This window comes from bacterium, assembly GCA_028820935.1.
Classification (GTDB): domain Bacteria; phylum Actinomycetota; class Acidimicrobiia; order Spongiisociales; family Spongiisociaceae; genus Spongiisocius.
Window position 1 is genome coordinate 232,599 of the sequence record JAPPHZ010000029.1, and the last position, 22,505, is coordinate 255,103.

The 22,505-nt window shown below is 67.5% G+C and carries 18 protein-coding genes; 17 read left to right on the plus strand and 1 reads right to left on the minus strand.

Features of this window, described 5'->3' with window-relative positions; translation table 11 throughout:
- The first annotated feature begins 35 nt into the window (after positions 1-35).
- The 15 genes from OXM57_07175 to OXM57_07245 all read left to right on the plus strand — a co-directional run bounded on the left by OXM57_07175 (position 36) and on the right by OXM57_07245 (position 18,264).
- Entirely contained in the window at positions 36-1,511 is a 1,476-nt protein-coding gene (locus OXM57_07175) for a 4-hydroxyphenylacetate 3-hydroxylase (protein ID MDE0352458.1), read from the plus strand.
- 25 nt (positions 1,512-1,536) lie between these two features.
- Complete coding sequence (locus tag OXM57_07180) at positions 1,537-2,121, plus strand: flavin reductase family protein (GenBank protein ID MDE0352459.1); 585 nt, start codon at positions 1,537-1,539, stop codon at positions 2,119-2,121.
- A 51-nt stretch (positions 2,122-2,172) separates the two neighbouring features.
- A complete protein-coding gene (locus OXM57_07185) occupies positions 2,173-3,210 on the plus strand; it encodes a hypothetical protein (protein MDE0352460.1) in 1,038 nt (345 codons plus the stop codon).
- 3 nt (positions 3,211-3,213) lie between these two features.
- Positions 3,214-3,930 carry a PIG-L family deacetylase gene (locus OXM57_07190; GenBank protein ID MDE0352461.1) on the plus strand — a complete coding sequence of 239 codons (717 nt, stop codon included), beginning with the start codon at positions 3,214-3,216 and terminating at the stop codon, positions 3,928-3,930.
- Entirely contained in the window at positions 3,927-5,966 is a 2,040-nt protein-coding gene (locus OXM57_07195; protein MDE0352462.1) for a hydantoinase/oxoprolinase family protein, read from the plus strand. The genes OXM57_07190 and OXM57_07195 overlap by 4 nt, the downstream gene beginning before the upstream one ends.
- Positions 5,966-7,663 (plus strand): hydantoinase B/oxoprolinase family protein, encoded by a 1,698-nt coding sequence (locus OXM57_07200; protein MDE0352463.1) that lies wholly within the window; start codon positions 5,966-5,968, stop codon positions 7,661-7,663. The genes OXM57_07195 and OXM57_07200 overlap by 1 nt, the downstream gene beginning before the upstream one ends.
- Before the next feature lie 120 nt (positions 7,664-7,783).
- Entirely contained in the window at positions 7,784-9,604 is a 1,821-nt protein-coding gene (locus tag OXM57_07205) for an ABC transporter substrate-binding protein (protein ID MDE0352464.1), read from the plus strand.
- Positions 9,601-10,698 carry an ABC transporter permease gene (locus OXM57_07210; protein ID MDE0352465.1) on the plus strand — a complete coding sequence of 366 codons (1,098 nt, stop codon included), beginning with the start codon at positions 9,601-9,603 and terminating at the stop codon, positions 10,696-10,698. The genes OXM57_07205 and OXM57_07210 overlap by 4 nt, the downstream gene beginning before the upstream one ends.
- Positions 10,695-11,543, plus strand: coding sequence for an ABC transporter permease (locus OXM57_07215; protein MDE0352466.1), 849 nt, complete (start codon positions 10,695-10,697; stop codon positions 11,541-11,543). The genes OXM57_07210 and OXM57_07215 overlap by 4 nt, the downstream gene beginning before the upstream one ends.
- The gene (locus tag OXM57_07220; protein MDE0352467.1) at positions 11,540-12,493 is read left to right on the plus strand and encodes an ABC transporter ATP-binding protein; all 954 of its coding nucleotides are present in this window, start codon (positions 11,540-11,542) and stop codon (positions 12,491-12,493) included. The genes OXM57_07215 and OXM57_07220 overlap by 4 nt, the downstream gene beginning before the upstream one ends.
- Positions 12,490-13,446: an ABC transporter ATP-binding protein gene (locus tag OXM57_07225; protein MDE0352468.1), complete on the plus strand. Its 957-nt coding sequence runs from the start codon at positions 12,490-12,492 to the stop codon at positions 13,444-13,446. The genes OXM57_07220 and OXM57_07225 overlap by 4 nt, the downstream gene beginning before the upstream one ends.
- Before the next feature lie 237 nt (positions 13,447-13,683).
- On the plus strand, positions 13,684-15,759 hold the full coding sequence (locus OXM57_07230) for a D-alanyl-D-alanine carboxypeptidase (protein MDE0352469.1): 2,076 nt from the start codon (positions 13,684-13,686) through the stop codon (positions 15,757-15,759).
- Positions 15,760-15,935: 176 nt separating this feature from the next.
- A complete protein-coding gene (locus OXM57_07235; protein MDE0352470.1) occupies positions 15,936-16,799 on the plus strand; it encodes an amidohydrolase family protein in 864 nt (287 codons plus the stop codon).
- Between the two features lie 5 nt (positions 16,800-16,804).
- Positions 16,805-17,524 carry an SDR family NAD(P)-dependent oxidoreductase gene (locus tag OXM57_07240; GenBank protein MDE0352471.1) on the plus strand — a complete coding sequence of 240 codons (720 nt, stop codon included), beginning with the start codon at positions 16,805-16,807 and terminating at the stop codon, positions 17,522-17,524.
- The gene (locus OXM57_07245) at positions 17,521-18,264 is read left to right on the plus strand and encodes an SDR family NAD(P)-dependent oxidoreductase (protein ID MDE0352472.1); all 744 of its coding nucleotides are present in this window, start codon (positions 17,521-17,523) and stop codon (positions 18,262-18,264) included. Before OXM57_07240 ends, OXM57_07245 begins: the two co-directional genes overlap by 4 nt.
- 57 nt (positions 18,265-18,321) lie before the next feature.
- On the opposite strand, the gene OXM57_07250 is transcribed toward OXM57_07245, so the two are convergent.
- Complete coding sequence (locus tag OXM57_07250; protein ID MDE0352473.1) at positions 18,322-20,874, minus strand: leucine-rich repeat domain-containing protein; 2,553 nt, start codon at positions 20,872-20,874, stop codon at positions 18,322-18,324.
- A 402-nt stretch (positions 20,875-21,276) separates the two neighbouring features.
- Between OXM57_07250 and OXM57_07255 the strand changes: the two genes are divergently transcribed.
- Positions 21,277-21,984: an aspartate/glutamate racemase family protein gene (locus tag OXM57_07255; protein ID MDE0352474.1), complete on the plus strand. Its 708-nt coding sequence runs from the start codon at positions 21,277-21,279 to the stop codon at positions 21,982-21,984.
- A gap of 203 nt (positions 21,985-22,187) precedes the next feature.
- Complete coding sequence (locus OXM57_07260) at positions 22,188-22,487, plus strand: hypothetical protein (GenBank protein ID MDE0352475.1); 300 nt, start codon at positions 22,188-22,190, stop codon at positions 22,485-22,487.
- Positions 22,488-22,505 lie beyond the last annotated feature (18 nt).

Genomic DNA, 22,505 nt, shown 5'->3' on the forward strand with positions numbered 1-22,505 from the left:
CCCTGGCCTTCACCGATCAGGAGGCTGTTGAAACCGTGATCCGCACCGGCGCCCAGTACATCGAGGGTCTCGAGGCCCCCCGCGAAGCGTACGTCGACGGCGAACGCGTCGAGGACGTGACCAAGTTCCCCGCGTTCCGCCGTCCCATCGAATCGTACGCCCGGGTATACGACATGAAGCACATGGACGAGTTCCAGGACCGCATGACCTACGTGGAGGACGGGGAGCGATTCGATCTCAGCTTCCTCGTTCCCAAGACCCACGACGAGCTCCGTGCCAAGGGTCTGGCATACAAGACCTTCTCGGAGGCCTCCTACGGATGCCTCGGTCGGGGGCCCGAGTCGATGGCGGCCCTGGTGGCGGGCCTGAGCGTCAGTGCCGACTGGTTCGACCAGTTCGAGAAGGGTGGTTCGCAGAGGATCACCGACTACTACAACCACGTCAAGGACAATGACCTCTTCGTCACCCACGCCCTCGGCAATCCCCAGTCGGACCGTTCCAAGCCCTCCCACCAGCAGGAGAACCCCTACCTGCACCTGCGCATCAAGGAGAAGACCTCCAAGGGTCTGGTGGTCCGGGGCGCCAAGCAGCTGGCCACCGCGGCGCCCTTCGCCGACGAGGTGCTCGTCTTCCCCAACGGGCGCCAGTTCGTCCCCGGCGACGAGGCCTACTGCCTGTGCTTCAGCATCCCCACCACCACCCCCGGCCTCAAGCTGCTCTGCCGGGAACCGCTGGTGAAGGACGACCGGCTCAACGTCTACGACTCGCCCCTGAGTGCCCGCTACGAGGAGATCGACGCGCTCCTGGTCTTCGACGACGTGCTGGTCCCCTGGGACCGGGTCTTCTTCCACAGCAGCAAGGAGGCGGCCAACAACATGCGGTTCATGACCGCGGTCGCCGCTTTCTCGGGCCACCTGTCGATCCAGAGGGCCATCGTGCGCTCCGGCCTGACGGTGGCGGTGGCCATGGCGTTGTGCGCCTCCGTCAAGACCAACGTGTTCCCCAACGTGGGCGAGAAGTTGGGGCGGATCGCCGCCATGCACAAGGCCGCCGAGGCCTTGCTGTTCAGGGCCGAGGAGGAGCCGCGGGTGGGGGATGACGGGGTCTACTACCTGAACGCCGACGCCCTCACCGCCCACGGCCTGCTCTTCCCCGACTTCTACAACACCATGCTGGAGACCATCAAGCGGACCGGTGCGGCCGGTTTGATGCTCACCCCCACGGCAGGTGAGTTCCGCGGCGAGGTGGCCGACTTCGCCAACACCTACTTCGCAGGGGCCGACAACATGCCCGGCGAGGAGCGCGTGCAGATCGCCAAGCTGGCCTGGGAACTGGCCGGGGGTCCTATCGGCCAGCGCCTCGCCCACTACGAGCGCTTCTACATCGGCGAGCCCATGTTCGTGGCCTCCTTCTTCGCCCGGGCGGTCCAGATGGGCGACGGCCAGGCCCTGCTCGACCGCCTGATCGAGGAAGGCCGCCGGTACCTGGACGAGGGCCCCTTCGGGCTGTGAGCCTGCCGGACGGTCCATGGACGGCATGAATCCGGCTCTGCAGACGGACGCCCGGCTCACGGCTCTGGACGCCGCCGACCCGCGCGCCTACCGGGACACGATGGGCCTGTTCGCCACCGGGGTGACGGTCATCACGATGGCGTCCGGCGACGAGTACCACGGGATGACGGCCAACGCGGTCATGTCCGTGTCCCTGACGCCTCCTCTGGTGGCCGTGTCGATCGCCCTCGACACTTTCAGCAACCGGTTCATAAGGAAGGCGCGGGGGTTCTCGGTGAACATCCTCGGACAGGACGACGTGGGCGTGGCGCTCGGATTCGCCCGCCCGGCGGCCCGGGGGAAGGAGTTGTTCGGAGCGGAAGTCGTGCTCGGACCCACGGGCGACCCCGTTCTGGAGGGTTCCATCGGCCACGTGGGCTGCTCGCTGCGGTCGGTCTACGAAGAGGGGGACCACGCCATCGTCGTCGGCCACGTCGATGCCCTGCTACGGGACGAACGGTCGCCTCGCCCGCTCGTGTTCTTCGGGGGCCGCTTCTCGTCGACGACCTGCCACGCGTGCGTGGTGGACGGCGATCTGACCGAAGTACTCCACTCGCTGCACCTGGTCTGAAGGGGGTGTGATGGTCACAGCTGAGACGATCGGCCGCAGGCGTTCCACCTGGTGTCTACCGATAAGATCAGCCGGCGGCGTAGCGGCACGACGGGAGAGCTAGAGATGGCGGAACTGGTACTGGGGCTCGGTGTCTCGCACACTCCCCAGATGAGCATGTCCAGCGACCACTGGGCGGAGTACGCGTCGAGGGACGCCACCGCGTTCCCCCTCATCTGGAAGCGCAAGCGGTGGGACTACGAGGACCTGGTGGAGGCGCGGGCCTCCGAGGGTGTCGCCGAGCAGGTCAACGGCGAGGTCTGGGCCGAGAAGTACGAGCGGATCAACGCGGGCGTGGCTCGCCTGGCGGCCGCCCTGGCCGAGGCCCGGCCCGACGTGGTGGTGATCGTGGGGGACGACCACCACGAGCTCTTCTCCCCCCAAAGCATGCCCACCATCGCCGTCTACTGGGGAGAGACCATCGACGCCTTCCCGCCCGAGTGGATCTTCCCGGCGGTGGAACCCGCCGCGTGGGCACTGTTCGGGGAGCGGCCCGAGACCTACCCGTGCGACTCCCAGCTGGGAGAGTTCCTCATCACCGACCTCAACGGCCGCGGGTTCGACGTGGCCCAGGTGAACGCGGCGCCCGAGGGGCAGTCGGCCGGCCATCCCTTCATCGCCATCCGCAACCGCCTGATGGACCGTGACCGGGATCCGATCCCCATGGTCCCGGTGGTCCTGAACACCTACTTCCCGCCCAACACCCCCACGCCGGTCCGGTGCTGGGAGCTCGGTAAGGCGTTGGCGGCGTCGATCGCCGCCTACCCGGAGGACATCCGGGTGGCGGTGGTCGCTTCGGGGGGGCTGAGCCACTTCGTGATCGACGAGTCGATAGACCGCCGCATGCTCGAGGCCGTGGCTTCGGGGGACGACAGCCGGATCGCCGAGCTCGAGGCCGAGGACTTCGTGTCCGGGACGTCGGAGGGTCTGTGCTGGATCGCGGTCGGCGGCGCCTGCGAGGGTCTCGACATGGAACTGGTGGCCTACGTGCCGGGCTACCGCACCGAGGCGGGCACCGGCACCGCCATGTGCGCCACCATCTGGAGCTGATCCGTGGCCCGTTCGATGCTGGTGATCAGTGCCCACGCCGCCGACTTCGTGTGGCGTGCCTCGGGGGTCGTCGCCGCGCACACCGCGGCCGGCGGTAGGGCCACCGTGGTCTCTCTCTCCTACGGGGAGCGCGGGGAGTCCGGCGCCCTCTGGAGCCGGCCCGGCCAGACTGTGGAGGCGGTGCGGCGGATACGGCGCGAGGAGGCCATCGCGGCGGCGTCGGTCCTCGATGCCGACTTCGTGGCTCTCGACCTGGGCGACTACCCGCTGGTGATCGACGAGCAGGCCACGCAGCGCCTGGTGGACGTGTTCATCGAGACCGTTCCCGACATCGCGCTGATCCATGCTCCGAACGATCCCTTCAACCCCGACCACCCGGTCGCCTCACAGGTCTCGCAGCGGGTCCGGTTGCTCGCCATGGGCGCCGGCGGGGTACCGGCCGCTTTCCCCACCATCCCCCCGCCCGCCATGTACGCGTTCGAGCCCCATCAGCCCGACCTGTGCGACTTCAAGCCCGACACCTTCGTCGACATCACCCCCGTGTGGCCTGTGAAGGCCAAGGCCATGGACACGATGGGCGCCCAGACCTACCTGCGGGACCACTACACGGAGCGGGCCCGCCAGCGGGCGTTCCAGGCTCGTTATATCGGCGCCGGCCCGGAGGTGGAGTACGTGGAGGCCTTCCAGCGCCTGACGCCCGAGATGAGGGGCTCCCTGTGAGCGGGCCCGCCTCCGATCCGGGCGTGCGCGTGGCCGTCGACATAGGCGGCACCTTCACCGACGCCGTCGCCACCTGGCCCGACGGGAGGACCGAGAGCGCCAAGGCGCTCTCCATCCCCGGCGCCCAGGATGCCGGGGTCATGCAGGCCGTCTCGCTCATGGAAGTGTCCCTTCCCGAGGTGAGGGACTTCATCCACGGGACCACCACCGCCCTGAACGCACTGCTCCAGCGGAACGGCGCCTCGATGGCCCTGGTCGTCACAGGCGGATTCCGCGACGTGTACGAGATCGGTCGGGCCAGCCGGCCCGAGATGTACAACATCCACTACCGGCGCCCCGAGATGCTTCTCCGGCGCCGGGACATATTCGAGGTGGAGGAGCGGACGCTGGCCGACGGGACGATCCGTACCGCGCTGGACAGCGCCGGGATCCGTGAACTGGCCGAGCGGTTGCGCGGGCGCTACGAATCGGTGGCGGTCTGCTTCATCCACTCGTTCCGGTGGCCCGCTCATGAGCAGGAGGCCGCCGCCATCCTGCGGGAAGCCCTTCCCGGCGCCAGCGTGGTGGCCTCCCACGAGGTCACAGCCGAGTGGAGGGAGTACGAGCGCTGGTCCACCACCCTGGTTTCCGCCTACGTGACCCCCAGGATCAGGGACTACCTGGAGGCCCTGGAGATGCGTCTGGCCGAAGGCGGGCTCAGGTCGCCGCTCCATGTGATGCAGTCGAACGGCGGGGTGATGACCGCCCAGACCGGGCTCCGAAGAGCCGCCCAGACCTTGTTCTCCGGTCCGGTGGGCGGCACGGTGGCCTCGGAGGCGATCGGTGGGGCCATCGAATCTGATCAGTTGATCTGTGTCGACATGGGCGGGACCTCCTTCGATGTCTCGCTGGTGGTCGACGGCCGCGCCGATATCGAGAGCGAGGTGGAGATAGAGGGCCACCCGGTGCTCACCCCTTCGGTGGCCATCCACTCCCTCGGCGCAGGCGGGGGATCCAAAATCTGGGTCGAGGCGGGCGGTCTCCGGGTGGGACCCGCGTCGGCCGGCGCCATGCCCGGCCCGGCGTGCTACGGGCACGGCGGGGTGAGCGCGACCGTCACCGACGCCAACGCTCTGCTCGGGCGGATACCCGAGATAGCGAGGTTCGCCGGTGCGCTCGAGCTGGACCTCGAGGCGGCCGAGGCCGCGCTGGAGAAGGTCGCGGCCGAACTGGGACTCGACGCCCGCGAGCTGGCCCTGGGTGCCATAGACGTCGTCAACGCCATGATGGCCGACGGCATCCGCGAGCTCACCGTGGGGCGGGGTATCGACCCTCGTGACTTCGACCTGCTGGCCTTCGGCGGGGCAGGACCGCTCCACGCCGCCGCCCTGGCCGAGGAGATGGGCATGTCCCGGGTGATCGTGCCCCATGCTCCGGGGGTTCTGTCGGCGTGGGGGATGCTCCAGGCGGACGTGCGCCATGACCTGGCGCGGTCCCTATACGGACGCTTCGACTCCCTCGACCACGAGGCGGTCGGGTCCGCCTTCGGGGATCTGCGCGCCGAAGGCCGGGAGTTGCTTGCCGAGGACGGGGTCGACGTCTCCGACATGGACTTCCGGCCATCGGTCGACCTGCGTTACTTCGGGCAGGAGTACACGCTGACCGTGCCGATCAACGATGCCGCGGGGCTCGATGACCCGGCCCGGGTGGCGGCCGACTTCCATGCCGCCTACCAGGCCAGATACGGGCACTCCAACCCGGGGGAGACCGTGGAACTCGTGAGCGTCCGGATCTCGGCGGTCGGCCTACGCCGCCCCACCGATCTTCCCCTCCTGGCCGGGTCGTCTCCCGCCCGGGCTTTGACCACCCTCCGGGCCGACTTCGGCGACGGACCGGAGCCGACGGACGTGTACCGGCGGGCCGACATCGCCCGTAGCCAGGAGATCGACGGTCCCGCCATCGTGCTGGAGTCGGGTTGCACCACGCTGGTACCGCCCGGATGGCGGGCCGCCACTTCGGAACGGGGCCACCTGGTGATGGAGAGGGGCGGCAGCTGATGGAACGCAGGACGGACCTGCTCGGCGGCCCGGTCGGTTCTTCCGATCGCGAGTTGGTCGATCCGGTGACCGTGGAGGTCATCCGCAACGCCTTCCTGTCGATCGCCCGCCAGATGAACAAGAACCTGTTCCGATCCGCCTACACCCCGATCATCTACGAGATGAAGGACTGCTCGGTGGGCATCTTCGACCGCCGGGGCCGCCTGCTGGGCCAGTCGCCGGGCCTCCCGATGTTCCTGGGCAACCTGGAACTCGGCATCAAGGTCACCACGGAGTTCCTCGGCGGGCCGGAGGGTTACGCGCCCGGCGACGTGTACATGGTCAACGATCCGTACCTGGTGGGTAGCCACACCTACGACGTCAACATCTTCTCCCCGGTATTCCTCGAGGACAAGCTGATCGGTTTCGGGGCCACCAAGGCTCACTGGCTGGACATCGGGGCCAAGGAGGCGGGCCGGCCGGTGGACACCACCGAGATATACCAGGAGGGCTACCGCTTCGGACCCACGGCCGTCTACCGGGCCGGCGAGCCCGTGCGGGAGGTCATCGACTACATAACCCGCAACAGCCGCCTGCCTCGCTCGGTCTGGGGCGACCTCCATGCCCAGATCGCCGCCTGCCGCACTGGCGAGCACCAGCTGGTGGCCCTGCACGAGCGCTTCGGGACCGAGACCGTGGAGCGGGCCGCCGACCAGATCTTCGCCCAGTGCGAACACCTGGACCGCGAGGCGGTGCAGGCCATTCCCGACGGTGTCTACCGGGCCGCCGCCCACATGGACTCCGGAGGACCCGGTCTCCCGCCGGTCGACGTGTGCGTGGCGGTGCGGATCGAGGGTGACCGGATGACCATCGACCTCGACGGGTCGAGCGGTCCGACGCACGGGCCGGTCAACTCGCCGATGCCCGGAACCCTCGCCGGGGCGCGTCTCGCCTACAAGTGCCTCATCAACCCCGACGTGCCGGTGACGGGCGGGACCTTCCGGAATCTGGAGGTCGCGGCGCCCGAGAACACCGTGTTCAACGTCTCCGAGCCCCACGGGACCATCTACTACTACCCGCCCCTAGGCCTGATGATCGACCTCGTCATCAGGGCGCTGGCCGACGTGCTTCCCGACGAGGTGGTGGCGGGCCAGACGGCCGACCCGATGAATGTCACCTTCGTGGGGCGCCGCGAGGACGGCTCGCAGTTCGTCACCGCCGACGCCACCGCGGTCGGTTGGGGCGCATCATCCCGGTCCGACGGCGCCAACGGGATGATCAACTACGGCGCCGGGGACCTCAAGAACATCCCGGTGGAGGTGGTGGAGACCAAGTACCCCCTGATGGTCCGGCGCTACGGCCTCAGGGAGGATTCGGGCGGTAGGGGCAAGCACCGCGGAGGGCTCGGGATCGTCCGCGAGTACGAGACCCTGGCTGACGGGATGAACCTGACCCTGTGGCTGGAGCGGTCGCAGGTGCCGGCCTGGGGACTGCACGGAGGGCGCCCCGGCCAGGCCACCACGGGCACGCTGACGATCGGCGGCACGTCCGAGACGGTCCTCAAGACGCCGCCGCGCCGGCTTCCGGTTCACAGCGTGCTGGTGGTGGAGACCGGTGGGGGCGGGGGTTACGGGGATCCGTCCGAGCGCGAGGCGGAGGCGGTGGCGGACGACCTCACCGACGGCTATTTCTCATCCTGGATGGATGTGCAAGAATGAGCAGGCCGGACAGCTCGATGCGGCACCGACCCTGCCCGGATCCCTAGCAGGATCAAGAAAGCGGTACAGGACACCCCGCCGCGTCATTCGCGTCGGGCAATCGAACAGGGAGGACAGAACATGAAGATAGGCACTTACCGGCTCAGGCCTCTCAAGTGGGTGGCGATCCTGGCCGTGCTCGCCATGGTCGCCACGGCATGCGGCGCCGATGACGGGGACGAGGCGCCGGTTACCCAGGCGACCCAGGCACCCGCCACCGAGGCCACCCAGGCCGCGACCACCACCGAAGCCATGATGGAAGAGCCCGACGAGGAGATGGCCGAGGAGGACGCCACCGAGGAGATGGACGAGGAGGAACCGGAGTCCACTCTCGCTACGGAGGGCACCACCACCACCGTGGCGCCGGGACTGGTGCGGCCCCAGGTCCTCGAGGACATACCGTTCGTGTTCTCGAACATCGCCCAGACCGCCAGCCTCGACCCGGCCGTCGCCTGGTCGTCCGACGGAATGCTGTTCGTCCGCAGTGCCTACGACACGCTGCTCGAGTACCCGCCCGGCTCCCAGCCGGCCATCGTCCAGCCTGCGCTGGCCAGCGAGTGGTCGACGGAGGACGGTCTCACCTATACCTTCACCCTGCGTGACGACGTGAACTTCCACGACGGCAACCCCTTCGACTCCACCGACGTGGTGAAGAGCCTGGAGCGGATCCAAGCCATCGGTCAGGGTCCATCCACCCCGCTGCGGAACGTGGTCAGCTACGAGGCGACCGGGCCCTACGAGGTCCAGATCACCCTCGGCCAGCCCGACACGTTCTTCACCGGTCTGTTGCCGAAGGTGCCGATCGTCTCGGCCGAGGCCATCGAGGCCAACGCCACCGCCGACGATCCGTGGGCCGAAGCGTGGTTCGCCGAGAACGAGGCGGGCTCCGGTCCCTACGTGCTCGACACGCTGGCGGCGGACATGATCACCCTCAACGGATTCACCGACTACTGGCGGCCGTTCGAGCCGGGCACGCCCACGAGGATCACCCTCCGGACCGACCCGGACGCCTCGACAGCCGTGCTGCTCATGTGCCAGGGCGAGGTCGACTCGATCGGCGGTATCGGCCCCGACCTCGTGGACCAGGCGGTGGCCTGCGATGGCGTCAAGGCGCTGATCCAGCCCCGCTTCGGTCTGGGGACGGTGGTCTTCAACCAGCTGGCGGACGGGCCGATCTCCGACGTGCGGGTTCGCAAGGCCATCGCGCTGGCCATCGACTATGACGGGTGGATCGCCTACCTCAACGGAAGGGCCGAGCCCACCACCGGGCCCCTGCCCCCCAACGCCGAGATAGGACCGGTTCCCGATGTGATCCGCCAGGATCTCGACCAGGCCAAGGCACTGCTGGCTGAGGCCGGTTATGGGGGCGGCGGTCCCGACAACATCCTGTTCACTATCAGCTACGCCGGCCTCGCGTTCCTGTCCTACGAGGCGTTTTTCGGGACGCTGCTCACGGAGAACCTGAAGGAGCTCGGCATCGGGGTGGACGTGCAACTGGTCGGATGGCCGGAGCTGGTCCAGCTGACCAAGAGCCCCGAGACGACCACCGACCTGGCATACCTGATTCTCAACATGACGTCGACGGACCCGTCCACGGTGCTCAAGTCGGCGTACGTGACCGAGTCCTGGGCGGACCAGGGCGGTTACAACTGGGCCTACTACTCGAACGAGATGGTGGACGAGTTGACCGCCGGCGTGTCGGGCATCACCGACGATGAGGAGCGGGGGCTCGTTCTGCGTCAGATCTCGGACCAGATCATCGCCGACCAGGTGGCCATCTGGATGCCGCAGCCGATCATCTACCAGCCTGTTCTGGAGAAGTGGGACCTGCTGTTCGAGCCGCTCGACTTCGTGGTCCAGACCCGGTTCTTCCACGCTCGCAACACTGAAATGGGCGGGTGACGCAAGGGCGTTACCCCGAGATAACAGGACCGGCGCCGGGGCCTCGCTTCGGCGCCGGTCGCTTGGCGCGGTTCGCCAAGGGGGTCGTCTGGCTGCTCGTGGTCGTCCTCGTGGCGGTTTCCATCACCTTCGCCCTCTCCAGGATCGTGCCCGCCGATCCCGCCCGGTTGGCGGCGGGGCTCGAAGCGGGTCCGGAGCAGGTGGAGCGGGTGCGCCAGGACATGGGCCTGGACGATCCGGTGATGGTGCAATACGTGCGCTACATAACTGGTCTGGTCAGGGGGGACTTCGGCGACTCCATCCGGACCCGGGGGCCGATCCTCGATGACGTAGTCGAGGCCCTACCCGCCTCGATCGAGCTCATCGTGGTGTCCTTCACGATCTTCGCCGCGCTGGGCATCCTGGCGGGCGCCGCCTGGGCCTACTGGCCGAGAGGCGTCCATGCCATCCTGCTGCGGGTCGTTGCGGTGGCCGGCTCCGCCGTGCCCGTCTTCTGGGTCGGGCTGTTGCTGCAGATATTTCTCGCCGCCCGGCCCGACTGGTTCCCGCTCGTCGCGCGCCTCGACTTCCCGGTGGCCGGGAACCTCAACCATCAGGCGGCCGGGATCGCCGAGGTCACCGGCGCCGGCCTGCTGGACGCGTTGATCGCCCGGAGCCCTTCGGCCATGTGGGAGGCGGCCCGGGTGCTGTTCCTCCCCGTTATGACCATCGTGATCCACAACATCGCCCTCACCATCGCGCTCACGCGTTCGTCCCTCGCCGACCAACTCGACCGGGAGTACGTGCGCGCGGCGCGGGCCCGGGGCCTGTCCGAGTGGCGGGTGGTGGTGGTCGACGCCTTGCGCAATGCTCTCAACCCGGTGGTGACCATGCTCGGTCTGCAGCTGGGATGGCTCCTGGGCGGGGTGGTGATCGTGGAAGTGATCTTCTCGTGGCCGGGGATCGGCCTCTACGCCTTCAGCTCCTTCCAGTCGTTCGACTACAACGCCATCATGGCCATAACCGTGCTGGCCACGGCCGGGTTCGTCCTGGTCAACGCGCTGGTCGGCCAGATCTACCCGCTGCTCGATCCCCGCATCAAGGAAGCCCGATGACCGTCGCCGAGCTTCCGGCCGCACCCGAAGCGGCATCCCGGACCCGAAAGGCGGGGCGAGGCGTCATGTGGTGGTCGGTGGCCACTGTCGTGGTCCTGGCGGCCCTGGTGCTCATCCCCGGCCTGCTGGCTCCCGGCGACCCGTACAAGCTGGACATCATCAACCGCTTCACCCCTCCGAATGCCGACAACCTGTTCGGCACCGACGACTCCGGTCGTGACATACTGTCCCGGGTCATCCACGGAGCCCGTTACTCGATCGGCTCCGCCGTGCTGATCATCACGGTCGCGGCGCTGGTGGGGACGATCTACGGGTCGCTGGCCGCCTGGTACGGGGGCATTCTCGACCGCCTGTTGATGAGGACCGTAGACGTTTTCCTGGCCTTCCCCTACCTGGTGTTCGCGATGGCGGTGGCGGCATCGATGGGGCGAGGTCTCACCTCCACGATCGTGGCCCTGTCGCTGCTGTGGTGGCCGAGCTACGCCCGGATGATCCGGGGTCAGGTCAAGTCGATCCTCAACGACTACCACATAAGGGCGGCCACCACGCTGGGTGCGCGACGTGGCCAGATACTGCGCTGGCACGTCATCCCCCACACCTACAACCAGCTTCTCGTCCGCTTCACCCTCGACATCGGCAACGCGCTGGTGGCGCTGACCGGACTGGCCTTCCTCGGGCTGGGCGCTACCCCGCCCCTGCCGGAATGGGGACGCATGGTGGCCGACTCCAAGCAGTTCGCCCTACTGGCCTGGTGGTACGCGGTGTTCCCGGGCGTGGTTATCTTCGTCACCGTGCTCAACTTCGTGCTGCTGGGCGAAGCGCTGCGGAAGCGGTCGACCACGTGAGCCTGCTCGCCGTCGAGGACCTCACCGTCACCTATCCGGGCGGCCGGCGCCCGGCGGTCAAGGGCGTGTCGCTGGAGATCGAGTCCGGTCGCACCCTGGCGGTGGTGGGGGAGTCGGGAAGTGGGAAGACCACCCTGGCCCTGGCCCTCGCCGGGTTGCTTGACCGCCGGGCGCGGAGACGCGCCTCCCGGCTGGAAATAAACGGCGAGAACCTGCTCGCGGCGGGAACGCGGAGGTGGAGGCAGCTGCGGCGTACCGACATCTCGTTCATCTTCCAGTCCCCGATCAACTCGTGGAATCCCACCCGGACGATGATCGCCCAGGTTCGGGACGCGATGTCGGCGGCGGGTCATGCCGGGCGGATGCCCGAGTTGATGGACCTGCTGGCGCGGGTGGGCTTCGAGGATCCCGAGAGACGCCTGGCGGATCTACCCCACCAGCTCAGCGGCGGGATGTTGCAGAGGGTATCGATCGCCGTCGCGGTCATCATCGAGCCGGCGCTTCTCATCGCCGACGAACCGACCAGCGCCCTCGACAGCACCGTTCAGTCCGAGATCCTGGCCATCCTGGGGGAACTGCGGTCCGAAGCGGACCTGGCGATGCTGATCATCAGCCACGACCTGAGCGTGGTGGCCCGCGTGGCGGACTACGTGATGGTTCTCTACGGGGGGAAGGTGGTGGAGCAGGGCGCCCGCGCCGCCGTCCTCGGCTCGGCTGTCCACCCCTACACCCGGGGGTTGCTGGACTCGGTACCGCGTCTCGACGGCGAGCGCAAGATACTGCTGCCGTCGATGGAGCCGGGGCATCTCCCTGCCTCCGGATGTCCCTTCGCTCCCAGGTGCAGCCTGGTGGTGGACGACTGCCGTCGGGTCGAACCGGATCTGGTACCGATCAATGACACCCTGGCGGCCTGCCCTCCCGCCGCATCCTCCGCGCTGATAACGACATGACCTCCCTGCTCGAACTGACCGGAGTGGACAAGACGTTCGTCACCGACCGCGGCCCGGTCCGCGCCGTTCGGAGGATGTCGATGACGATCGGTGAGGGCGAGGTGGTCGGCCTCGTAGGGGAGTCGGGGTCCGGGAAGTCCACCATCGCCAACCTGGTGCTCGGCCTGGAACAGGCCGACGCGGGCCGGATCAGCTTCCGGGGCCGCGACGTGGGGGAGTGGCTGGACGTAGAGGAGGCCGGATACCGGCAGGCCGTGCAGGCGGTCTTCCAGCACCCCTTCCAGGCGCTCGACAGCCGCAAGCGGGTGGGGTGGCTGGTCGCCGAGCCCCTCGTGATCCACCGCCGCGGCAACTCCCGGGAGCGCGCCGCGCGGGTGCGGGACTTGATGGCGGATGTCCACCTCGACCCCTCCCTGGTGGACCGCTACCCCCACCAGTTGTCGGGAGGTCAGGCGCAACGGGTCAACATCGCCAGAGCTCTCGCGCTAGAACCCTCGCTGCTGGTCTGTGACGAGCCCGTGTCGGCCCTCGACGTGTCGGTCCAGGCCCAGATACTCAACCTGCTGCTCGAGATAAACCGGGAGCGGTCGATGGCCATGCTGTTCATCAGCCACTCGCTACCCGTGGTCCGCCACCTCTCCGACCGGATCGTGGTCATGTACGCCGGTACGGCGGTCGAGGAGGGTCCGGGCGGCGAAGTCTCCGACCGGCCCACCCATCCATACACGCAGTTGCTCGTATCGGCGGCGTCGGTCATCACCGGCGACGGCGGGCGGGCGCAGGGCACGATGCGGGAGGCGATCCCGTCGGTGGGATGCCGCTTCGTCCCACGCTGCCCGGTGGCCATCGACCGGTGCTCGACGGAAGAGCCGTCCCTGGATGAGCTCCAGGAAGGCCACTCGTCGCGCTGCTGGCTCGCCTCGGATCTGTCGCTGCGCGGGGCAGGGGGATGAGAGAAGGACCGTCCCGGGGCCTCCGGAGACAGGGGCATCGATGGACCGGAGGCCTGAGCGCCGTCGCGTTGGTGGTGGTCGTCACTCTGGTGATACCGCCCGCCGCCGCGTACGGCGCGCCTGCAGATGGGTCGATTCCGGTGGCCCAGGAGGAGCGGGATCGTCTGGCGAGGGAGTTCTCGGCCGTACTCTCCCTTCGGGAGGCTCCCGACTCGATGTGCCTGTCGGTGATCCTCGATGGTGAGTCGCTTGTGGAGTTCGCGATCCCGCACCCGTCTCGTCCCTGCATCGTTGATGAAGGTGGCGACCGCCGCGGCCGCCTTCGAGGTGATGAGCCCGGACGAGGTCTTCACGACGGAAGTGTTTGCTCGTACTGAGGACCTCGAGTCGGTCACCAACGGTGTGCTGACGGGCGACGTATACCTCGTCGGGCAGGGTGACCCCGTGCTGTCCACGCCCCGCTACGTCAATCGATACGCGGAGCCCGTGGCGCATACCGACATCACGGGCCTGGCAAACCAGGTGATGGCCGCCCTCTCCGCCCGTGGCATCAGGAGGATCGAAGGCCGGATCGTGGGAGACGAGTCCTGGTATCCCGACAAGGAACGCGAATATTCGGGGGAGGTCCTGGCCGGAAAGACGGACCCGGTGTGGAGACGCTCCTTCGTGACCGCCAACCATTCCGGACCGCTGTCGGCCCTGCTCCTCAACAGCGGCTTTTCGCGGTATGCCAGCTCGGTGTTCTCTCAGGGCCGCCGCCAGAGCGTGCGAGCAGCGGTGCCCGCCCAGCACGCCGCCTCGGTGTTCGACGACTTCCTCGAGGCGCGGCGGATGGTGATCACGCGGAGGCCGGTAGCGGGCGTGGCGCCGGTTCCGAGCGAGCGGACCATGCTGGGGGCGGTCGACTCTCCGCCCTTGTCCGAGATCGTGGGTCGCATGCTGACCCGCTCCGACAACACGATCGCCGAGATGCTCCTCAAGGAGATCGGCCGCCGGGGTGAGGGATCGGACCGCGCCTCTGCGGTGGCCACCGTTCACGCCCTCCTGCGCGGCAAGCTCGGCTCGGCGGCGGACGGTTTGCTGATCGCCGATGGCTCGGGCCTGTCCTACCACAACCGCCTCACCTGCGGCGCGGTGGCCGGACTGCTGGAGGAGGCCGGTCCCGGCTCGCCGCTGGTGGAGGGCCTGGCCGTAGCGGGCCGGACGGGAACTCTGAGAAACTGCCACCCGGCCCGGTCGAGGGGAAACGAGGACCAGCTCCTTACCGTCAAGGGTAAGACGGGCTCGCTGGACCACGTGATCTCCCTGGCCGGGACGGCCGTGGCTGCCGGCGGCGAGACGATCACTTTCTCGATGATCGCGAACCAGCCAAACATCATTCTCCTCGGATCCTGCAACCGTCTCCGCAGGACGCTCCTGAACGCCGCCGCCAACTACACGTACGGTCCCGCCCCGGCGGGTACTCCTGTCCATGCGGGAGATCGCGCCGCGCTCGCCGCGCTGTTCGACAGTACGGGCGGGGACGGATGGTTCAACATGTGGAGTTGGAAGACGGGCGCGCCCCTGAGCCGGTGGCACGGTGTGACCACGGATTCTGCCGGGCGGGTCACCGGGATCGACCTGAGCGGCCCGTTCGGTAACGGCCTGACAGGATCGATACCCGAGGAGCTCGGCCGGCTGAGCGAACTCGTCCGCCTCGATCTCTCCGGCAACGACCTGTGCGTGCCCCGGTCCATGGTCGAGAGCCTTCCGAGCACCGGGGTCGGCACCTGTTCCGTGTTCGTCGACGCGATGGGGAACACTCATGAGGCCGCGCTGGAAGCCCTGGCCGGAAGGGGGATCCTGGACGGCACCGAATGCGCGGCTGGCATCTGTCCCAACGATGCGATCAAGCGATGGACCATGGCGGTGTGGCTGGTGCGGGCGATCGACGGCCGCGAGCCACCCGCGGTCTCCACGTCGAGGTTCGCCGACGTGGACACGGATGATTGGTGGCTTCCCTACGTGGAGCGGCTTGCGGAACTCCGCATCACCGCGGGATGCGCTGTCCAGCCATTCCGTTTCTGCCCTGACCGCGCGGTCTCGCGGGAGGAGATGGCGTCGTTCCTGAAGAGAGCATTTGCCCTCGATCCCGCCCCTCCGGCGGGATTCCGCGACACCGGCGGGAGCGTCCACAAGGCGGCGATCGACGCCCTATGGGCGGCCGGGATCACCGCTGGCTGCCAGACGAACCCGCCGCTCTACTGCCCCAGCCGTCTGGTTACCCGAGCCGAGATGGCAACGTTCCTCGCCCGATCTCTCCGCCTCAATTGAGCCCAACCGGAGCCGTCCGGTGAAGCGAGAGCGCCACACCGCTCGCGGCCGGGTCCATGGCCTGCGCGGCAGGACCGCGAACGTTCGGTACCCTCCTGTCAGCCCGGACGACGAACAACCCAGGGAGGGCGGATGACCGGACTAACCGGCGACGGCAAGGTCGGACGATGGCGGGGGTGAGGGACATCGTGCCCGAGGGCATCATCGACGCCCGGTCCCGTCCGCCCATCCGTGCCTTCATCGAGGACCGTACCTACACCAACCTTCCCCGGACCCTGCGAAATGTGGCCGCACGGGGCTGGACGATCACGCCGGCCATGCGGCAGGCTGACCTCGACGGCTATCTGGACGAGACACGCGCAGCCGGGATCGTGCGGGCCGGCGTACCTGCCCGCGTTCCCAACAGATGGTGGGGTGGCAAGGGCAACGACCCGGTCTTCGAGGCCGCGGAGCAGAACTCCGACCTCTTCTACGTGTACGCGGCGGTCGATCCGATGAAGGAGAACGCCGCCGGATCGGTTCAGCCGCTGGTCGACCGGGGCGCCCGGGGCATAGTGCTCGAGCCGGGGATCTGCGACACGCCCACCTACGTGGACGATCCCATCATCAACCCCGTCTACGAAGCCTGCGTCGCCGCCGGTGTGCCCGCCCTGGTCATGGGAGGCGGCGAGACCGGACCTGACCTGAGCTTCTCGGACCCGGCGAGGATCGACCGGGTCGCCGTTCGTTTCCCCGAGCTGACCGTGGTCAACGTCCACGGAGGTTGGCCCCACGCGCAGGCGGCCCTCGGGGTGGCCTTCCGCCGCGCCAACGTCTGGATGCTCCCCGACGTGTACTTCCCGGGCCTGCCGGGTGAGGCCGACTACGTGAAGGGAATCGCCACCTTCCTACAGGATCGGTTCCTGTTCGCCACCGGATACCCGTTCTGTCCGATCCAGGAGACTATTGACCGCTATCTCGGGTTCGGACTCTCCGACGAGGTGCTGGTGAAGGTTATGCGCCGCAACGCCCTGCGCCTGTTCCGTCTGGACGAATCGTGACCGGCATGCCCGGGGGATTGGTGGTGGTCACCGGGGCCGCCAGCGGGATCGGGCGTGCCGCGGCGGTGGCGTTCCACCGTCAGGGAGCCACGGTGGTGGCCACGGACGTGAACCCCGCCGGACTGGCCGACCTGCGCTCCGAGCTGGACGATCCGACCCGGTGCGTGACGGCCGTCGCCGACATAGCTTCGGGTCCCGAGGTCGTGTCCGTGTTCTCGCGGGCGGAGCGGATGGGGGGATGCGAGGTGCTGGTCAACGCGGCCGGCATCGGCGTCTCCCTGCCCCTGATCGACCACACCGACGAGGACTGGGACCGGGTACTCGACATCAACACCCGCGGCACCTTCCTCTGCCTGAGGGAGGCGGCCCGGCAGATGACGGAGCAGGGCGGGGGAGCGATCGTCAACGTCGCTTCGGTTGTGGGTCTCTACCCGTCGCCGATACCCGAGATCGCTTACGACACCAGCAAGGGCGCAGTCGTCCAGATGACCCGGTCGGCAGCCCGGGAACTGGCGCCCCACGGTGTGCGGGTGAACGGCGTGGCGCCGGGACCGGTGCCGACCAACCTCTACGGCACCCCGCCGGAGCAGCCCGAAGTACCGATGCCGCTCGGTCATGGCACCGTGGACGACGTGGTTGACGCCATCCTGTTCCTTGCTTCCGGCAAGGCCCGTTGGATAACGGGCCAGACGCTGGTCGTGGACGGGGGATGGTTGCTCAGGTGAGCGGAGTCGCCATCGTCTCGGGTGGAGGACGCGGCATCGGGGCCGCAGTCTGCCTGAAGCTCGCCGATCGGTTCCGAGCCGTCGGGGTCATCGACCGTGATAGGGGTCCGGCCGAGCAGGTCGCGACGGAACTGCGGGCGGCGGGGAGGGTCGCGGAGGTGCGTGTCGTCGATGTCACCAACGTCGACGCGGTCGGGCAGGCGGTGGACAGCCTGGTGGCCGAGATGGGAGGCCTGGACACGGTGGTGGCGGCAGCGGGCAACCAGGTCGGCGCAGACGTGGCGGATATGTCCGTTGCGGTCTGGTCCTCCGTCCTGGATGTCCACCTGACGGGATCCTTCGCCCTGGTCAGGGCCTCGCTTCCCGCCTTGCGAAAGTCGGCGAATCCGAGCGTGGTGCTGATCGCCTCGATCGCCGCCCGCGGGATAGCCGGACATGCCAACTACGGAGCGGCCAAGGCGGGCATCATGGGTCTCACCCGTTCCCTCGCGAGGGAACTCGGGCCCGAGGGTATCCGGGTCAACGCCGTGGCGCCCGGCTTCATCGACACCCGCATGACCCGGGATGGGGCCGGACGCCGAGGTCTGAGCTGGGAGGAGTTCGCAGGGGCTGCAGCGGCCGCCTCCGCCCTGGGTCGGATCGGCCAACCGGAGGAGGTGGCCTCGGTTGTCGACTTCCTGGCAAGCCCGGACAGCAGCTACATGACCGGCCAGATCGTGTACGCCACCGGTGGGCCGTAAGGGGAACCCGAGTGCCCGTCCGGCTCCCCTCTATCCGGCTGGGTAGCCGGTCGGTTGTTACAGCCCGGTTCCATCGGGTTCCGCCGGCTGCGTGTCCGGCAGCACGGGGCAGAAGTCAAGGCCTACCAGCAACAGGTCCTCGCCGGCGAGGTCCAGCGATTGCCAACCGGCGGGGAGGCATCCGCTCAGCTGGTTACCCGCCAGGTAAAGATGGGTGAGGCCGGTCAGATCACCCAACCCGGCAGGAACGTCACCCGTCAGGCGGTTGCGGCTGAGGTCCAACTCCTCGAGTCCGGTCAAGTGACCTATCTCGGCAGGGATCCCACCCCTGAAGCCGTTGCCGCCCAGGTGCAGGCGTACCAGGTTGGTCAGCTCCCCGAGTTCTTCGGGTATCTCACCCCATAGGGCATTGTGCTCGAGGTTGAGCGTCGTGAGGTTGATAAGCTCGCCGAGTTCTTCCGGTATCCGTCTATCCAGCCGGTTGCTGCCGAGGTTGAGCTCGATCAGGTTGGTGAGGTTGCCCAGTTGGCTCGGTATGTGTTCGGTCAGTTCGTTGTGGTAGAGGTCCAGATGCTCGAGACCGGTGAGCCGACCGAGTTCGGCGGGTATCTCACCCCACAACCAGTTGTTGGAGAGGTCCAGGTGTACGAGGCTGGTGAGCCGGCCGAGTTCGGCGGGAATTTCGCCGGCCAGGTAATTGTTTCCGAGCGACAGGGTGGTCAGCTTCGAGAGTTCCCCCAGTTCGGCGGGTATCTCACCGGACAACCGGTTGCCTTCGAGGCGGAGATGAACCAGGTTTTCCAGCCGGCCGATGGCGGCAGGTATAGGGCCGGACAGCTCATTGCCGGCGAGACTCAGCCGGCTCAGGTTGGGTAGGTTGCCGCGGTCCGGGATCGGACCCGACAGCCGGTTGTTGCCGAGATCGACGTCTTCCAGCCGGCTCAGGGAGGCCAATTCAAACGGTATCTTCCCCGAGAGGCGGTTGTCGTTCAGATGGAGTCGCTCCAGCCTGGTGAGGCTGGCCAGCGATGCGGGTATCTCACCCGAGAGTCGGTTGCCCCCGAGCAACAACCGTTCCAGACTCACCAGCCCGGCCAGTTCGTCGGGCATTGTTCCCGACAGGTCGTTGCCGCCCAGATCCAACTGCTCGAGGGCTTCCAGGTTCCCCAGTTCTCGGGGAATCCGACCAGTGAGGTTGTTGTTCCCCAGGTTGAGCACCCAGAGCTTCGAGAGGCTGCCGAGTTCATGCGGGATCCCCCCGGAGAACTCGTTGGTCCCCAGGTTGAGTTGTGTCAGGTTGTCGAGATCACCCAGCCAGGCAGGTATCTCACCGGAAAGCAGGTTGTTGGAGAGCCACAGCCGCTCCAGCTTGGTGAGGTTGCGGAGCTCGGACGGTATCTTCCCCGAAAACAGGTTGTTCTGGAGATAGACCCTCTCCAGCTCGGAGAGTTCACCCAGCCAGGCGGGTACCTCACCGGAAAGCCGGTTGCCCTGAAGCCACAGCACTCTCAGGTCGGTGAGGTTCGCGAGTTCGGGGGGTATCTCCCCGGAGAGATCGTTCTGATCGAGATCCAGCCGCCTCAGGTTCGTGAGCCGACCCAACTCGGGTGGTATCTCCCCGGACAGACCGTTTCTCCAGAGATTCAGTATCCGCAGTTTCCGCAGGTCACCGAGTTCGGATGGGATCTCCCCTCCCAATTGGTTGAGTCGAAGGTTCAGTATTCTCAGGTTGTCCAGCTTTCCGAGCTCGGACGGAATCTCGCCCGACAGTTCGTTGGCGCTCAGGTAAAGCACGGTGAGATCGCTCAACCCGCCGAGTTCAGCCGGTATGCCGCCCGAGAGTCGGTTGAAGCTGAGGTCCAGCCATGTGAGGTTTCCGAGTTCTCCGAGCACCGGTGGGACAGGTCCCGATAGTCCGTTGCTGCGCAACAACAGATGGGTCAGGTCTTTCAGCATTCCTAACTCGACCGGAACCGATCCGGAGAATTCGTTGTTTCGCAGGTCCACGACCCTGAGCCTGCCGAGCGACCCCAAGAAGGCCGGCACCGGTCCCGAGAGCCTGTTGAAATGCAGGTTCAGATCGGTCAGCTCGGTCAGCCGCTCGAACTCGACCGGAAGCGGGCCGGACAGCAGATTGTCCCCCAAGTTCAAGACTCGTAGCCCGGTGAGATGGCCGACTCCGGGCGGTAGGCCGCCGGACAGGTAGTTGTCCTCGAGATCAAGGACCTGCAGCTCGCTCAGAAGACCCAGCTCGGCCGGAAGCTCACCCGTCAGCCCGTTTGATGGAAGAACCAGTCCGATGACCCGACCTGCATCGTCGGTCTTCACACCCTCCCACTCACCGATCGGCGTGTCCTCCAGCCAGTTGCGGGCCTTCGCCCATCCCGGGCCGTGCGTGGCGTGGTACAGCGTCACCAGGGCGTGACGATCCATGGACGCATCCGCCGAAGCCACCGCTGCGATCCCGGATGCCGCATGAGCCCACGGCGAACCGCCGGGCAACGAGACGACGAGGAACAGTGCCAGGCTCGCAGCCACCGCGGCGATCCGGGGGCGGACCTGCCCGGGACTCCCCGTGGAGCGACACAGCGGCATCTGACGGAATGGCATCTTTAGGTGCTCCTTGAGTCAGGGGACGGTTTCGTACCCTGAAGAGGTTGAAGCCCTTTGCGAGGCCGGCGACACAACCCGCATAGCCAGCGATCAGCGCGAAGTGTCGTGTGGATGAGCGCCCCCTTGTCGTATGGATCAACCCCGGTTGGGGAGCATAGGCACGGTGACTCGGGTGCACGGACCAATCCGGTACCCGGCCGCCCTCCTGAGATAGCGCGTAAGGGTGTCCGGTAGAGCCCGCGTAGCCGTTTGGGCCAGGGTTGATTCGTGGAGGGTGCCCATAACCTCAGCCGGACCGAGGCCGGGCTGCTAAACCGCCGGCAGCGAAGGGTTGAGCGCACCGTCCTAAGCTCGGCCCATCTTCGGATAGCGAGGGGAGGCGACCTGCCGGACCGCATCTTGTTCATCCATCCGATGGGCACGGACATGTACAACGAGTGGACGCATGAGGTGCTTGGCCCTGCCGCGGCTCCGGGTACCGAGATCGGGGTGCGCCACCTGCCCGGTCTGCCCGAGACGCCCTTCGTCCCCGAAGCCGACGTGTGGCGGGACGAGTTCTTCCAAGCCGTGGTTGCGGCCGAGAGGGACGGGTTCGACGTGGTCGCCACGGCGTGCACCTCCGATCCGCTGGTCCGGGAAGCCAAGCGTCTGGTCGGCATCCCGGTCACCGGGCCGTTCGAGGCGCTATCCCACACTGCTCCGGCGATGGGGTCGCTGACCATCATCGCCAGCGGGTACAAGATCGAGACCTGGGCGCCCCGGGCCGTCGCCCACGGTTTCGCCCCCGGCGCGGTGAACGTCCGGATGGCGGACTTCTCCCACCCGGATCCCGAGACCGCCGAGAGGCTGTTCTCCACCGACGTCGGGAAGCTGTTCGACATCGTCATGGCGGAGATGGAGCGGGCGCTCGTCGAGGACGGAGTCGAGCAAGCCCGGCGAGCGGTGGTAGAGGATGGGGCGGCCTCGGTGTTCTTCGCCTGCTCCCTCTGGTCCGGGATGCTAGGTCGGGTAGCCGATCAGGTCCCGGCCGTGGCGGTACTGGATCCGCTGGTGATGCCTCTGAAGTACGCCGAGTACCTGGCCGGCACGTACAAGCTGTTCCGCTAAAACATTTCTACCCCGACAGCCAGAAACTCTCCGACAAGCCATCTCTATCCATCCGAATGGCCTATACTCTATATCGTAGCAACCGATGGAAAGGAGGTTCCGGTGACACGCAAGAGGATTCTGACGGCGACCTTGGTCGCTGCGTTGGTTGGCAGTGCGGTGGCGGTCGCGGCCAGCAGCCGGCGCGAACGGAGCGAGTGATCATGCGGGCCGGCTTAGTCGGCCCGTCGGTCGGTGGGGAACTCCCCAGCTTCTTCGATGGTCACCCCCGAGGGGTCACCTACACGCTGCAGCCGGACGGTTCGTCGGTGATCCTGTGGGCATCGTCGGGGGACGGTCTCGAAGAGGGTGACACCGCACTGTGGGTTGGCCCGTTGACGGCTGACGAGCTGGCCGCAGCTTCCTGGCAGGTTCCGGTGGTGGGCCTACGGCGTCATCGCCGGATCCTGCCGTTTGCGCGGTGTGGGATGATCCGCCCGTATCCGATTTCGCATTCGACGTGATCGAGGGTACCGGCTATC

Excerpts from the sequence above, each read along its gene's own strand:
- OXM57_07225 (MDE0352468.1), top strand. The coding sequence starts at position 12,490 with ATGACCTCCCTGCTCGAACTGACCGGAGTGGACAAGACGTTCGTCACC.
- OXM57_07240 (MDE0352471.1), top strand. The coding sequence starts at position 16,805 with ATGCCCGGGGGATTGGTGGTGGTCACCGGGGCCGCCAGCGGGATCGGG.
- OXM57_07250 (MDE0352473.1), bottom strand. The coding sequence starts at position 20,874 with ATGCCATTCCGTCAGATGCCGCTGTGTCGCTCCACGGGGAGTCCCGGG.
- OXM57_07200 (MDE0352463.1), top strand. The coding sequence starts at position 5,966 with ATGGAACGCAGGACGGACCTGCTCGGCGGCCCGGTCGGTTCTTCCGAT.
- OXM57_07215 (MDE0352466.1), top strand. The coding sequence starts at position 10,695 with ATGACCGTCGCCGAGCTTCCGGCCGCACCCGAAGCGGCATCCCGGACC.
- OXM57_07205 (MDE0352464.1), top strand. The coding sequence starts at position 7,784 with ATGAAGATAGGCACTTACCGGCTCAGGCCTCTCAAGTGGGTGGCGATC.
- OXM57_07230 (MDE0352469.1), top strand. The coding sequence starts at position 13,684 with ATGGTGAGTCGCTTGTGGAGTTCGCGATCCCGCACCCGTCTCGTCCCT.
- OXM57_07180 (MDE0352459.1), top strand. The coding sequence starts at position 1,537 with ATGAATCCGGCTCTGCAGACGGACGCCCGGCTCACGGCTCTGGACGCC.
- OXM57_07260 (MDE0352475.1), top strand. The coding sequence starts at position 22,188 with ATGCGGGCCGGCTTAGTCGGCCCGTCGGTCGGTGGGGAACTCCCCAGC.